Raw genomic sequence first — 13,494 nt, forward strand, 5'->3', positions numbered from 1 at the left:
AGGATCATAAGAAGAAACTGGATTCCAATAGCGCGAGATTGCCGTCCAACTTTATCGCAAAATCAGCAACTGCATCGCCGTCGACATCCATGTAGAGCATGGTGTCTCCACCTACGAACTCATACCGAAGCTCGCCCGCAGTGCCCGTAAATGCAGCCGCCAATGAAAGCGAATTGATCGTCATCGCCTCCTGCGACAGCATCCACCCCTGAGAGATCGATAATGTCGTTCTCGGCAAGATTGAAATCAGCGATACGATCTGCGGTGTTTACTCCAAGCCCCGCAAAGTCTCCGTCAGAGAAGATGAAGACGTCGCTCCCTAGCCCGCCGGTCATGACATCGCGCCCAGTTCCGCCGATCAGCTGGTCATCGCCATCATTGCCATAGAGGAAATCGGTTCCGCTCTCGCCCCACAGAAGGTCATTTCCACCTTCTCCGCGCAGGTTGTCATTTCCACTGCCTCCAAAAAGCTGGTCGTTCCCATCCCCGCCTTTAAGCAAGTCGTTTCCATTCTCACCGTACAAGAGGTCATCATCATTAGCGCCGTTAGGGTATCGTTGCCAAAGCCCCCATATTGTATCGCTTCCACCCCATCCACGCAGGACATCGTCGCCGTAGCCGCCGCTGATTTGATCGTCACCGGAACGCCCGTCTATGGTGTCGTTCCCATCGCCTCCGTCGATCACGTCATTGCCCGCACCGGCGTCGATGAAATCATCGGCCCTTGAGCCAAGAATCTCATCATCACCAGACGTAGCTTGGCTGGCGACTGCGGCAGCATAGATATCCCAGCGGGTAAGCTCGGTGCCATCAGCAAAGCGCACGCTATCGAGCTGCTCGTGTGTTGCTCTGATGAGCGCATTCTGCAGAGTGAACGAACCATCGATCCCGGCTATTGAAAGCACAATGTCGTTGCCGCTGCGCGTGACTACCAAGTCCGCAGCAAGAATACCTGCACCGTACTGCAGGACATTGGTCTGATCGTAAGAGTGCCCCCCTGTCAGGAGGTCGTGTCCAACAGCAACTGAGCTTCCGGCACCTGTCCCAGACCGTCGGCAATTTCCGCTCGTATTACTGAGTTTATGACCCAGCGACCTTGTCCGGATATTAGTTCATCGAGATACCGAAAGGCCTGATTAGGCGGTGGCATTCCGGGCACCCATCCGGTGCCTCGTACGCCTGCTAAAATGGCATGGTTGAGGGCGTTGGCATCTAAAAAATAGATCAAGGACATCTTAAGCCTTCCTGCCATTTTTGAGCTGAGACGAGACTTCGGCGTAAATCATCATCCGAATGTCCATCAGCGCTGTTGTAATTGCATCGCCAGATTCACAGTCAGCATTTTGAGAAATGAACTTTCTCAAAGCCAACCCAGCTTGTCTGGCCTCAAACCACTCATGATCAGATGGCTCAACGCTGACCGGTCGAACTTCCGCATTGCTGACAGCCCTTTTCATTGCCTCAAATGCGACAGGGTTCGAAAGTTTGAAGCCCTCGTACAAAGGCCTAAGGTCTTCAGGCTTATGGGATCGTGGGAAAGTCAGTCGAAGGATAGCCGCAGCCTTTCTTCTCATGGAATGCATTGTAGTGAGATGCTCGGCTACCGGCACAAGGCTCAGGTGCGCAAGCTAATTTTCTTACAATTCTGTAATATTCACATTAGTTTATGGCTGACAGGTGTCAGGCGGCGTTGGTGTGTCGAGCTTTCTTTTAGAGCTTTGCGGGCTGCAACTCTTTCGTGCTCTCGGAGGCAGAGGTCACAGGTTCGAATCCTTCTAGGCGCGCCAGACTTACTCCCAGCCCTTCTCCAGAAACTGCAGTGCACAACCCGCGAGGAATGCGGTGCCTTTTGGTAGCACATTCTCGTCGAGTACCATGTGGCTCGAATGCAAGCCGCAGCAGCCTTGCCAGTCGACTCCTTCGGCCGCCACGCCAAGGAAGAACATCGCACCCGGCACCTTCTCGATGACATAAGAGAAGTCTTCCGCACCCATCGTGGGGGCGGGGCGGTGGGCCCAGGGCTCCTCGCCTCCCAGCGACATGGCAACCTGTTCGCCAAGCGCAACGGCGCGGCCATCGTTGATCGTCGGCGGGAAGCCCGGCTTGATGTTGATTTCTGCAGAACAACGGTGCGCGCGGGCGATGTTCTGCGCAACTTCGACGATCGCCTCTTTCACCGCAGCGCGACGCTCGGGCGAGAGGTTGCGCGCCGTGCCAAGCAGGTATGCGGTATCGGGAATGACATTGTCTGTCGTTCCTGCTTCCATCTTGCCGAAAGTCAGTACGCTGGCTTCGGTCGCGTTAAAGCGGCGGGTGATCATCGCCTGCAGCGCCAGCACTATTTCCGCTGCCACGGGCACCGGATCAATCGCGTCAAAGGGCATGGAGGCATGCCCGCCTTTGCCGGTAACGGTGATTTCGATCACGTCGGCGGAGGCTAACATGGCACCCACGCGGCCTTCGATCCGTCCGTGCGGGGCGTTGGGCCAGACGTGCAGTGCGAAGGCGGCATCGGGCAGCGGGTATTCCGCAGTCCCGCCCAGCAAACCATCTTCCAGCATGAAGCGGGCGCCGTGATAGCCTTCTTCACCTGGCTGGAACATGAAGCGGACTTCACCTTCCAGATCATCCCGCATGCCGGAAAGGACTCGTGCCGCGCCAGCGAGCATCGCCGTGTGCGCATCGTGCCCGCAGGCGTGCATGCGACCTGGGATAGTGGAGGCGAAATCGAGGCCGGTGTGTTCGTTCATCGGCAGGGCGTCCATATCGCCCCGTAGCAATACGCTGCGCCCCGGTTTGGCGCCTTTCAGTACCGCTACAGCGCCCGTGCAGCTTGGGCCCTCGTGCCACTCAAGCGGGAGGTCGGCCAGAGCCGCTTTTACCTTCGCAAGGGTCTTGGGTGTTTCCAGCCCCAGTTCGGGCTCGGCATGGATGGCGCGGCGAAGCGAGACGATGGCCTCTTCCTGCGTTCGCGCGGTTTCGAGAAGGGACTTGGTCAGCATAGTAAAATATCCGCGAAACTAATTCTTGAGCCCGCGCGAATTGTCCTTCGCTTGTGGCTCCTGATCGACACCCTATCTCATGCCACAAAGAGATTTGGTAGACATAGCTTTCAGGTGGCACCGCGATTGGTGTCGTTTGGCCCTATGTTGCACTGCGATGACAGCGGGCCATCATTCGTGTAGAGGGCATAGCCAGCACGGACGGCCACTGTGTAAGATGAAGGTTCAATGCACGGATCTATCCACCTTTTTGACCGCTTGCCGCAGGTCAATGCCAGCGAGAAGGCTGATGGCTGTACCGCGCGTTCTCCCGTGCGTGACAACCCTTTGGTCGGGCTGATCCGCAATGCACGCAGCCATCGCAACCTGCGCGGCGAGGCTGCTTCCCACATTCCGGAAGGAGTGTTGCTGCGCCTGCCCGAGAAGCGCAGCGAGCTGCCCGGTATTCTGGCCGAATTTGCCGAGCGCCAGGTTGATTGCATTGCCATTGATGGTGGTGACGGGACCGTGCGCGATGTACTTACTTGCGGTACCAGCGTGTTCGGCGATTGCTGGCCGACGTTGATGGTGGTGCCCAACGGTAAAACCAATGCGCTCGCGCTTGATTTGGGGCTGCCTACTGACTGGACGCTCGCCGATGCCATTGCGGCATTGCGTGCCGGCAATGTGGCGCGTCGCCATCCTTTGGTCATCAGCTTGCGGGACAATCCGCAGGCGCAGGTGCGTGGTTTCATCATGGGGGCCGGCGTGTTCAATCGCTGTATTGCTCTGGGCCAGCGCTCGCACGATCTTGGCGCATTTAACGGAGCTGCCATTGGCGTCACTGCGGTGTGGAGCGTGATGCAAGCACTGCTGGGTAGCGCGACCAACCCCTGGCGTAAGGGGACCCATATGTCGGTGCGCCAGGGCGATGGTCGCGAGGTGCCGCATTATGGCGGTCTGCCTGCGAATGAGCGCTATCTGCTGTTCGCCTCGACGCTCAAAGAGTTTCCTGCAGGGCTCGATCCATTCCGTGGCAGGGAAGAGCCTCTCTGCATGGCGGTGCTTGATAATCCGCGTCGCGGCTTGCTGCTGCGGATCGCATCTTTGATGCGCGGCACCGCGAGCGAAGCCATGCTGAAACGGGGCGGCCACGTTGTCGGCGACACGACGATGGAGCTCGATATCGCGGAGAGCTTCATCCTTGATGGCGAAGCATTTCCATCGGGGTATTACCAGATCAGCGCCGGCGCACCGCTGCATTTTGTTGTTGCCTGATCGGCCAGGTCCCCGGGTGCATTGATGGCCCTTTCTGAGCGCATCGAAACATCGCTGGCGCGGCGGGTTGATCCTGCCATTTCCGCTTTCGCAGCCCGGCTGGGCAAGGAAGCAGGCGCGCTCGCTGTGCTGTTTTACGGATCGAATCTACGCACCGGATCGCTTGAGGGTGTGATCGATTTTTATGTGCTGCTGCCGGGCACGGCGGAAACCGGAATGTGGCCCACCGTTTCCTATCGCGAGTGGGAGCATGAAGGTGAAACGCTACGTGCCAAGATTGCCACGATGACGCTGGCGAAGTTCGGGCTGGCAGCCTCCGGGCAATCGCGCGACACCACGATCTGGGCGCGGTTCGTGCAGCCAAGTGCACTTGTCTGGAGCCGTGACGATGAATCGGCAGAAAACGTCGCCACTGCGGTTCTGGGCGCTTGCGTCACCGCCGCCAAGCTCGCCGTTGCGGTGGGTCCGGACCAAGGGGAGGAGTGGGATTTCTGGCGCTCGCTGTTTCGCGCGACCTACAAGGCGGAGCTTCGCGTCGAAAAGCCCGGACGCGAGAACTCGATCCTTGAACTCAACGCCGACCACTTCGACGGATTGCTGCCCGATGCTCTTGCGCATGCCGGAGTGGACTTTGCACCACAAGGGCACATCATTGTTCCGAAGATGGGTGCGCGCGAGAGGGCAGACCTGCTGGACTGGTGGAAGACGCGCCAACGGCTTGGCAAGGTCCTCAACATTGCGCGCCTGCTCCGCGCAACACGTACATTCGAAGGTGCGGGGCGCTATGCCGCGTGGAAAGTGGAGCGGCACACCGGTGTGAAAGTGGAAGTAACGCCCTGGCGTGAAAAACACCCGGTGCTTGCCGCGCCGGGTGTTCTTTTCAAAGTCTGGCGCGCCAAACGTCGCGCCGACTGATCATTACATGTAGCGCATCCGGATAGACATCGACTTCACTTCGCGTCCGATCGAAAAGCGCGTGCGGCTGATGCTTGGGCGGCCAAGATTGAAGATGTTGATGCTCGGATTGTTCGACATGCCACCGCCATCGGTGCGTATGTCGGTGCGCCCGTTCCCGTTCACGTCGTGCCGGATCGCAATGGCATAGTTGCCGGTTGCCGGGACCGGCATGCAGACCTGCATGCTGCCGGCACGGGCAGGCACTTCAATGCGGTTGAGCCAGCGGCCACGCTCCAGCCAGTCGGCATCGGTGCCTGGATAAAGCTGCACACGCAGCGTGCCGCGCGACGCCTCGATTTCGGTGATGTTGATCCACACCGCCGGGCCGCTGCCACGGCAAGGCGTCACCGAGTGGCGGAGTTCCTGTCGGAATTCCTGCGCTGCTGCGGGCGCGGCGAGGCCAAGCGCTGCAGCCGCCACGCCGGCGAGGGTAAGAATTCGGTTCGTCATAATACTGCCTGTTCAATTCGGGCCGGAGCCATGAAATGCCACCATCCTATTCGTCGACCAGCGCGAAAAGGTGACATTACACTTTCCGGTAATTGCGCCAATCTTTGCAGCAATTCCACTTAACCGCGGCTGAAGCAGTCAAACATCTCCCCGGAATGGAGAGTTTTCCCCGTATAAGGGTGTAAAATCGTCTCCGCGTGCTTGAGGCGCGAATCGCGCATCTTTAACTGTATTCGCCAACCATGGCCCGTCCGCTTATCTCGCCCTCGATCCTTTCCGCCGACTTTGCGAAGCTCGGTGAAGAGGTGCGCGCGATTGACGAGGCAGGTTGCGACTGGGTGCATGTCGATGTGATGGACGGGCATTATGTGCCCAATCTCACCATCGGGCCTGATGTGGTGAAGGCGCTGCGGCCGCATTCGCAAAAGACCTTCGATGTTCATTTGATGGTGTCCCCCGTTGATATGTGGGTAGAGCAATTTGCAGCTGCCGGCGCGGACATCATTACGGTTCACCCCGAGGCGGGAGCACATGTGCATCGCACTGCGCAGATGATCCGCGGGCTGGGCAAGAAGGCCGGCATTTCGCTGAATCCGGCAACGTCTGCCAACACGCTCGACTACCTGCTTGAGGGAATCGACCTCGTGCTGATCATGAGCGTCAATCCCGGCTTCGGCGGGCAGAGCTTCATATATTCGCAGCTGCGCAAGATCGAAGCGGTGCGCAAAATGATCGACAGGCAGGGCCTTGATGTCCTGATCGAAGTCGACGGCGGCGTTAATCCGGACACGGCGAGGCAATGTGTCGATGCCGGGGCGGACGTTCTGGTGGCAGGCTCTGCCACGTTCAAGGGTGGTCCGTCGCAATATGCTGCGAATATCGCCGCCTTGCGGGGAGAGGGCACGTGAATGCGCCGACTCTTGGCCTGAAGCGAGCCGATACTGCGAAAGGCAAAGAGGTCGACCAAAGCGCCATTCCGCTGGTCGCGGATCAGGAAGCGCTGGTTGATGATGCGGGTCCGGCGGAAGATCTGGGTTCCGACCGTGCGCTTGTCGTTACCGATTTTGAGCCACCTTCTATCTCGGCGGGCGAGCGTTTTATGCGCATGGCCTATCGCATGGGTGTTTCGGGCAGCACACTGGTCGCGCCGTTCCGCAAACCCGCGCGTCCGCGATTGCAGGCGACCGTGGAAAGCCCGCTGCAGGGTGAGCGCGCAGCGGGCATGGCGCTGCGTGCGGGGCATTTCTATGTCTACGGGGTCAAGGCGCCTATTGCGCAGGTCGATTTCGGTCCTACTGCCAAGCACACACCGCCATTCGACCGCGTGCTCCACGGCTTTACCTGGCTCCGCGATCTGGAAGCCTGTGCGCCGCGCCAGCAATGTACTTCGGTTGCAGAACGTGTGCTGGCGGCCTGGCTGGCGGTCAACCCGAAGCCCGGCAAAGGGCCTGCTTGGAAAGTGGAGTATGCCGCGCAGCGGCAACTGGCCTGGCTGGTGCACGCGCCGCTTATTCTCTCGACCAAAGACAAGGCGCTTCGCAGCAGGGTGCTCGGCGCCTTGGAAGAAACGGCGCGCTGGCTGGACCGCAACGCGGCAAGGGCACCCGATCGGCTGGGCGAGGTTTCGGCATGGTGCGCGATCATCGCATCGGGCCTGCTGCTCCCCGAGGGCAAACCGCGCCGCCTCTTCGGAGAGGCGGGGCTGATCCGCGCATTGGGAGAACTGGTAGGCGATGATGGGGGCGTGCTTTCGCGCAGCCCGCTTGCGCAGATCCAGGCGATCGAAATGCTGGTTGAGCTATCCGCTTGCTATCGCGCCACACGGCGCGAAGTGCCCGAAGCAATCGAGACCGTGCTCTCAATGCTGGTGCCGCCATTGCTCGCGCTGACGCACGGCGATGGCGGGCTAGGCAGCTGGCAGGGCGCGAATGCGATTCCAGCAGACAGGCTTGCGGCGCTGATCGAAGCAAGCGGTGTGCGCGTTCGCCCGCTCAAGGAAGCGCGTGGTTGGGGTTATCAGCGTTTGTCGTCAAAGCCGGCGGTGCTGCAATTCGATGCCTCGCCGCCGCCGCTCAGCCGCCATGCACGTAATGGCTGCGCCTCGACGCTCGCGTTTGAATTCAGCCACGGCGATCACCGGCTGATCGTGAATTGCGGCGGTGCTGCAGCTGCGGGCGGACAAGTGCCGATCCGTGTCGAGCAGGGCCTGCGCGCTACAGCAGCGCATTCAACGCTGATACTGGGCGATGCCAATTCCACCGCCGTGCTGCTTGATGGGAAGCTCGGCACCGGCGTGGGCGAGGTTGAGATCGATATGCGTCCGATCAAGCTGGAGAATGGCGGTGCGCGCCGGCTGGAAGCGAGCCATGATGGCTATGCCGCCCGCTTTGGTCTGCTGCACAAGCGCATCCTGATCCTGCGCGATGACGGCAGCGAGTTGCGCGGTGAAGATGTGCTGCTGCCTTCGGGCCGAAAGGGTAAGCGCGGCAAGGTGCCATACGCTATCCGCTTCCATCTCGGTCGTCATGTCGAGGCGCGACTCAACGAAAACGGGCGCAGCGCCAGCCTGCTGTTGCCCGATGGCGCACTGTGGCAGTTCGTCACGGGTGCGGAAGCGCTCGAAATCGAAGAAAGCATGTGGATCGATGGAAACGGTCGACCGCATCCGGTACAGCAGCTGGTGATTCAGGGACTCGCCTCACGCGGGGGCGGAAACTTTGCCTGGCTGCTCAAGAAAATGGGATAAAGCTCAAAAGATGACTGACGTGGCAATCAAGCGGGCGCTGCTCTCGGTGTCCGACAAGACCGGCATTGTCGAACTCGCGCAGAAGCTTGCCGCTCAAGGCGTTGAGCTGGTTTCGACCGGCGGAACGGCGCGCGCCATTCGCGATGCCGGACTGGATGTACGCGATGTTTCGGACCTGACGCAATTTCCCGAGATGATGGATGGCCGGGTGAAGACGCTGCATCCAATGGTGCATGGCGGCCTCCTCGCAGTGCGTGACAATGCTGAGCACGCTGCCGCCATGGAAGAGCATGCCATCGGCGCGATCGATCTGGTTGTCGTCAATCTTTATCCGTTCGTGAACACCGTGATGAGCGGCGCAGATCGCGATACGATTATCGAGAATATTGATATCGGCGGGCCAAGCATGGTGCGCTCTTCGGCGAAGAACCATGCCTTCGTCACCATTGTGACCGATCCGGCCGACTATGCCACGCTGGAAAACGAAATGGCCGACAATGGCGGCGCGACAACGCTGGCGTTCCGCAAGAAAATGGCCGCGAAGGCCTTTGCGGCAACCGCAGCCTACGACAGTGCGATCAGCAGCTGGTTCGCTTTCGCCGATCAGGGTGCGCAGTTCCCTGAGGCGCTGACCGTGGCGACCAGGCTTGGCAATACCTTGCGCTATGGTGAGAACCCGCACCAGCAGGCAGCGCTTTATCTGCCCAATGGCCCAGCGAGCCCCGGCGTCCCACAGGCGAGCCAGGTGCAGGGCAAGGAGCTCTCCTACAATAACCTCAACGATGCCGATGCAGCGCTGGGTCTTGTGGCAGAATTTCCTGCAGACAGGCCCGCCATTGTCATTGTCAAACACGCCAATCCGTGCGGTGTCGCTGTAGCCGATACATTGCTCGAAGCGTGGCAGCGGGCGCTGGCATGCGATAGCGTCTCGGCATTCGGAGGGATCGTCGCGAGCAATGTTCCGCTCGATGCAGCCACTGCCGAGGCCATCACGCAGATCTTCACCGAAGTCGTCATCGCACCGGGGGCGGAAGATGCCGCGAAGGCTGTGTTCGCAAGCAAGAAGAACTTGCGCCTGTTGATGCTCGATCAGCTTCCCGACCCGGCACGTCCCGGCCTGGAAATGAAGAGCATCGCTGGCGGCATGCTGTTCCAGTCGCGCGACAATGGTGTGGTCTCGGCTAGTGACCTGAAAGTCGTCACCAAGCGCCAACCGACCGAGCAAGAGGTGGCCGATGCGATGTTCGCGTGGAAGGTCGCCAAGCACGTGAAGTCGAACGCGATCGTCTATGCCAAGGATGGCGTGACCGCAGGCATCGGCGCGGGTCAGATGAACCGCCGCGATTCTTCGCGCATTGCCGCCGTCCGCGCAGAGGAAGCGGCAGAAGCGGCGGGCTGGGATGAGTCCCGCACGGTCGGTAGCGCAGTTGCTTCGGACGCGTTCTTCCCCTTCGCTGATGGCTTGTTGAGTGCGGTTGAAGCTGGCGCGACAATGGTGATCCAGCCTGGTGGATCCATGCGCGATGAAGAGGTAATTGCCGCCGCCGACGAAGCCGGTATCGCCATGGTCTTCACCGGCATGCGGCACTTCAAGCACTAAGGCTTCGCCGCCATTATCGCGGAATTAACCATGCCCGGCCTATGGCAGGATGAACGCTGGGCAACGGGCAAATTCAGTCGGTCGAAAGTAACCGCTGGCTACCCATAGTCCGAACACAAGACGACTCGATTACACTTTCGGATTACCGCCTCATGTCTCTCTTTTCTTCCGAAGCATTTCGCTCTTTCTTCCTGGGTTTCGGTGTAACCGCCATTGCATTGGCGGCGAATATCTTGCCGAACCTAGGAGGATCTTGATGCCAGCAAAGCCGTTTCTAGCAGCCATCACACTGGGCCTGGGCGCCCTCACTATCCCCGCCACTACCGTCTCCGCCGAAGAGGTATTTGACGCGCCGGTCGCATCGCGCCAGGCCAATGAGCGCGGATTGCAGACCGCTATTTTCGCAGGCGGATGCTTCTGGGGCATTGAAGCCGTGTTCAGCCATACGCGTGGAGTGACCAGCGCGGTTTCCGGCTATCATGGCGGGACTGCAGCCAATGCCACCTACGCCCGCGTTTCGGGCGGTTTCACGCGCCATGCCGAAGCGGTCCGCGTGACCTATGATCCCTCAGTTGTGCGCTATGACCAGCTGTTGCAGATTCTATTCTCGGTCGGTGCTGATCCGACTTTACTGAACCGTCAGGGTCCGGACCGCGGGGCGCATTACCGATCCGCGATTGTGCCAGTAACGTCGGAGCAACGCGCGGTCGCACAGGCCTATCTTCGCCAGATGGAGCGTTCCGGTGTGTGGGATGATCCCATCGTTGTGCGGATCGAGGACTACCAACGCTTCTATGAAGCCGAAGAATACCACCAGGACTATCTCCTGCGAAATCCCGATAGCGGCTACATCCGCCGCTGGGATATGCCCAAGGTTCGCGCGCTTCAGGCGGAGTTCCCCGGTCTTTACAGGTCTCGCTTCCGTACGGGCTGATTGCCGTTTGCTGTGGGTGACACTATGTTACCCGCCATGGCTACACATGCACACCACGAACATTCGGGCGACAAGCTGATTGAAGAGGCCGCATCGGTGCTGACCGAGGCTGGCGAACAATGGACCGCCATGCGCGAAGACGTGTTCCGTGTGCTGGCTGATCAGCCGCGCCCGGCGAGCGCCTATGACATTGCCGAAGACGTCGGGAAGGTTCGCGGCAAGCGTGTAGCGGCCAACAGTGTCTATCGCATTCTCGACCTGTTCGTTCGCACCAACCTAGCCAACCGGATCGAAAGCGCGAATGCGTATCTCGTCAACACGCACCCGGGTTGCCGCCATGACTGTGTGTTCGTGATTTGCGACGATTGCGGGCAGGCCGACCATTTTGATGATGACAAGGTGACCAACACCCTGCGTGATGCCGGCAAGGCACACGGATATTCCAATGTACGCCCAGTGGTGGAGCTACGCGGACTGTGCCGTGACTGCGCTGGCTGAGCTGCGGCCAGTTGTGCAAATTCATCGATAAACCGTTCATCGACAGGCCACAAAATGCGGTGTAGAGCAGTCCAATGACTGCACAACGTCCTGAAACGCCGTTGCTTGATACGGTGAAAACCCCCGATGATCTCCGCCAGCTGAAGACGGAACAATTACGCCAGCTTTCAGACGAGTTGCGCACCGAAATGATCGACGCTGTTGGCTCAACAGGTGGCCATCTGGGGTCGGGCCTTGGTGTGGTCGAACTAACAGTGGCGATTCACTACATTTTCAACACGCCCGATGATCGCTTGATCTGGGACGTTGGCCATCAGGCATACCCGCACAAGATTCTGACTGGGCGGCGTGATCGCATCCGCACGCTGCGTCAGGGCGGTGGCCTTTCCGGCTTCACCAAGCGTAGCGAGAGCGAATACGATCCGTTCGGCGCGGCGCACTCTTCCACCTCGATCTCTGCCGGGCTCGGCTTCGCAGTTGCCAACAAGCTGAATGACAAGCCGGGCAAGGCGATTGCCGTGATCGGCGACGGCGCGATGAGCGCGGGCATGGCCTATGAAGCGATGAACAATGCCGAACAGGCGGGCAATCGCCTAATCGTGATCCTCAATGATAACGACATGTCGATTGCGCCGCCGGTTGGTGGTCTCTCGGCGTATTTGGCGCGCATGGTTTCTTCGAGTGAGTACCTCGGCCTGCGTTCGCTCGCCTCGAAGGTCGCTAACAAGATCAGCCGCCGCGTCCATTCCGCTGTCGGCAAGGCAGAGGAATACACCCGCGGCATGGTGACCGGCGGGACGCTGTTTGAAGAACTGGGCTTCTATTATGTCGGCCCGATTGACGGCCACAATCTCGACCACCTCGTACCTGTCCTGGAGAACGTGCGTGACAGCGAGCAGGGCCCGATCCTTGTCCATGTCGTGACGACCAAGGGCAAGGGCTATGACCCTGCCGAAAACAGCGCTGACAAATACCATGGTGTACCAAAGTTCGACGTGGTGACAGGCGAGAAGAAGAAGAGCGCGGCTGGTCCGCCAGCCTACCAGAACGTCTTCGGCGAAACGCTAGCCAAGATCGCTGATAATGATGACCGCATCTGCGCCATCACCGCCGCCATGCCGAGTGGCACGGGCGTCGACAAGTTCGCGCAGGCGCATCCGGATCGCAGCTTCGACGTGGGCATTGCCGAACAGCACGGCGTGACATTTGCGGCTGGTCTTGCGGCACAGGGCATGCGCCCGTTTGCAGCGATCTATTCGACTTTCCTTCAGCGCGCCTATGACCAGGTGGTCCACGATGTGGCGATCCAGAACCTGCCGGTGCGTTTCGCGATTGACCGTGCGGGTCTGGTGGGTGCCGATGGCGCGACGCATGCCGGATCTTTCGACATCACCTATCTCGCCAGCCTGCCCAACTTCGTGGTGATGGCCGCAGCGGACGAGGCGGAGCTTGCACATATGACCTATACCGCCGTGGAGTATGACGAAGGCCCAATCGCCTTCCGTTATCCGCGCGGCAACGGCGTGGGCGTAGAAATGCCGACCGAGTTCAGGAAGCTCGAAATCGGCAAAGGGCGCGTGGTTCGCGGCGATGCCGACAAAGGCGGCAAGGTCGCCATCCTCTCGCTCGGCGCGCGACTGGAAGAAGCCAAGAAGGCGGCAGAAGAGCTGGAAGCCAAGGGTCTCACCACAACAATCGCCGACATGCGCTTTGCCAAGCCCTTGGATGAGGAGCTGATCCGCAAGCTCGCCGCGACGCATGATGTTCTGGTGACGGTGGAAGAGGCGGCCATCGGCGGCCTTGGCGCACACGTGCTGACAATGGCGAGCGATGAAGGTCTGACCGATGGCGGACTGAAGATCCGCACGATGCGCTTGCCCGACGTGTTCATTGATCACGATGATCCCGCGAAGCAGTACGATGAGGCCGGCCTCAACGCGCCGCATATCGTGGAAACGGTACTCAGCGCCTTGCGACACAACAGCGCCGGAGCAGGTCAACGCGTGGAAGAGGCGAGAGCCTGAGCCGGCGATTGCGAAGGGGGCTACGC

At 59.9% G+C, this 13,494-nt stretch carries 12 protein-coding genes; 8 read left to right on the forward strand and 4 right to left on the reverse strand.

The window, feature by feature from the left end; translation table 11 throughout:
* Positions 1-119: 119 nt before the first annotated feature.
* The 3 genes from OOZ52_RS10765 to OOZ52_RS10775 all read right to left on the reverse strand — a co-directional run bounded on the left by OOZ52_RS10765 (position 120) and on the right by OOZ52_RS10775 (position 3,002).
* Positions 120-935, reverse strand: a complete 816-nt coding sequence (locus OOZ52_RS10765) for a calcium-binding protein (protein WP_274698520.1) — start codon at positions 933-935, stop codon at positions 120-122.
* Between the two features lie 300 nt (positions 936-1,235).
* Positions 1,236-1,457 carry a hypothetical protein gene (locus tag OOZ52_RS10770; RefSeq protein ID WP_274698521.1) on the reverse strand — a complete coding sequence of 74 codons (222 nt, stop codon included), beginning with the start codon at positions 1,455-1,457 and terminating at the stop codon, positions 1,236-1,238.
* Positions 1,458-1,790: 333 nt separating this feature from the next.
* Positions 1,791-3,002: a M20 metallopeptidase family protein gene (locus OOZ52_RS10775; RefSeq protein ID WP_274698522.1), complete on the reverse strand. Its 1,212-nt coding sequence runs from the start codon at positions 3,000-3,002 to the stop codon at positions 1,791-1,793.
* Between the two features lie 228 nt (positions 3,003-3,230).
* Between OOZ52_RS10775 and OOZ52_RS10780 the strand changes: the two genes are divergently transcribed.
* Both OOZ52_RS10780 and OOZ52_RS10785 read left to right on the forward strand, forming a co-directional pair.
* Positions 3,231-4,259 carry a diacylglycerol/lipid kinase family protein gene (locus tag OOZ52_RS10780; protein ID WP_274698523.1) on the forward strand — a complete coding sequence of 343 codons (1,029 nt, stop codon included), beginning with the start codon at positions 3,231-3,233 and terminating at the stop codon, positions 4,257-4,259.
* 24 nt (positions 4,260-4,283) lie between these two features.
* Positions 4,284-5,174, forward strand: coding sequence for a hypothetical protein (locus OOZ52_RS10785; RefSeq protein ID WP_274698524.1), 891 nt, complete (start codon positions 4,284-4,286; stop codon positions 5,172-5,174).
* Positions 5,175-5,177: 3 nt separating this feature from the next.
* On the opposite strand, the gene OOZ52_RS10790 is transcribed toward OOZ52_RS10785, so the two are convergent.
* Entirely contained in the window at positions 5,178-5,666 is a 489-nt protein-coding gene (locus OOZ52_RS10790) for a DUF2141 domain-containing protein (RefSeq protein WP_274698525.1), read from the reverse strand.
* Positions 5,667-5,908: 242 nt separating this feature from the next.
* Between OOZ52_RS10790 and rpe the strand changes: the two genes are divergently transcribed.
* From rpe to dxs, 6 genes are all read left to right on the forward strand, one after another.
* A complete protein-coding gene (gene rpe, locus OOZ52_RS10795) occupies positions 5,909-6,574 on the forward strand; it encodes a ribulose-phosphate 3-epimerase (RefSeq protein WP_274698526.1) in 666 nt (221 codons plus the stop codon).
* Positions 6,571-8,412, forward strand: coding sequence for a heparinase II/III family protein (locus OOZ52_RS10800; protein ID WP_274698527.1), 1,842 nt, complete (start codon positions 6,571-6,573; stop codon positions 8,410-8,412). The genes rpe and OOZ52_RS10800 overlap by 4 nt, the downstream gene beginning before the upstream one ends.
* Before the next feature lie 10 nt (positions 8,413-8,422).
* The gene (gene purH, locus OOZ52_RS10805; protein ID WP_274698528.1) at positions 8,423-10,012 is read left to right on the forward strand and encodes a bifunctional phosphoribosylaminoimidazolecarboxamide formyltransferase/IMP cyclohydrolase; all 1,590 of its coding nucleotides are present in this window, start codon (positions 8,423-8,425) and stop codon (positions 10,010-10,012) included.
* A 256-nt stretch (positions 10,013-10,268) separates the two neighbouring features.
* On the forward strand, positions 10,269-10,946 hold the full coding sequence (msrA, locus tag OOZ52_RS10810; RefSeq protein WP_274698529.1) for a peptide-methionine (S)-S-oxide reductase MsrA: 678 nt from the start codon (positions 10,269-10,271) through the stop codon (positions 10,944-10,946).
* A gap of 36 nt (positions 10,947-10,982) precedes the next feature.
* A complete protein-coding gene (locus OOZ52_RS10815) occupies positions 10,983-11,444 on the forward strand; it encodes a Fur family transcriptional regulator (protein ID WP_274698530.1) in 462 nt (153 codons plus the stop codon).
* Positions 11,445-11,518: 74 nt separating this feature from the next.
* Entirely contained in the window at positions 11,519-13,468 is a 1,950-nt protein-coding gene (gene dxs, locus OOZ52_RS10820; RefSeq protein ID WP_274698531.1) for a 1-deoxy-D-xylulose-5-phosphate synthase, read from the forward strand.
* Positions 13,469-13,494 lie beyond the last annotated feature (26 nt).

It is taken from the genome of Aurantiacibacter sp. D1-12, from assembly GCF_028858515.1.
Classification (GTDB): Bacteria; Pseudomonadota; Alphaproteobacteria; order Sphingomonadales; family Sphingomonadaceae; genus Alteraurantiacibacter.

What these genes read in the sequence shown, in the direction of transcription:
- OOZ52_RS10775 (WP_274698522.1), bottom strand. Translation starts at nt 3,002, where the DNA reads ATGCTGACCAAGTCCCTTCTCGAAACCGCGCGAACGCAGGAAGAGGCC.
- OOZ52_RS10815 (WP_274698530.1), top strand. Translation starts at nt 10,983, where the DNA reads ATGGCTACACATGCACACCACGAACATTCGGGCGACAAGCTGATTGAA.
- rpe (WP_274698526.1), top strand. Translation starts at nt 5,909, where the DNA reads ATGGCCCGTCCGCTTATCTCGCCCTCGATCCTTTCCGCCGACTTTGCG.
- OOZ52_RS10770 (WP_274698521.1), bottom strand. Translation starts at nt 1,457, where the DNA reads ATGAAAAGGGCTGTCAGCAATGCGGAAGTTCGACCGGTCAGCGTTGAG.
- OOZ52_RS10780 (WP_274698523.1), top strand. Translation starts at nt 3,231, where the DNA reads ATGCACGGATCTATCCACCTTTTTGACCGCTTGCCGCAGGTCAATGCC.
- OOZ52_RS10790 (WP_274698525.1), bottom strand. Translation starts at nt 5,666, where the DNA reads ATGACGAACCGAATTCTTACCCTCGCCGGCGTGGCGGCTGCAGCGCTT.
- dxs (WP_274698531.1), top strand. Translation starts at nt 11,519, where the DNA reads ATGACTGCACAACGTCCTGAAACGCCGTTGCTTGATACGGTGAAAACC.
- purH (WP_274698528.1), top strand. Translation starts at nt 8,423, where the DNA reads ATGACTGACGTGGCAATCAAGCGGGCGCTGCTCTCGGTGTCCGACAAG.
- OOZ52_RS10785 (WP_274698524.1), top strand. Translation starts at nt 4,284, where the DNA reads ATGGCCCTTTCTGAGCGCATCGAAACATCGCTGGCGCGGCGGGTTGAT.
- msrA (WP_274698529.1), top strand. Translation starts at nt 10,269, where the DNA reads ATGCCAGCAAAGCCGTTTCTAGCAGCCATCACACTGGGCCTGGGCGCC.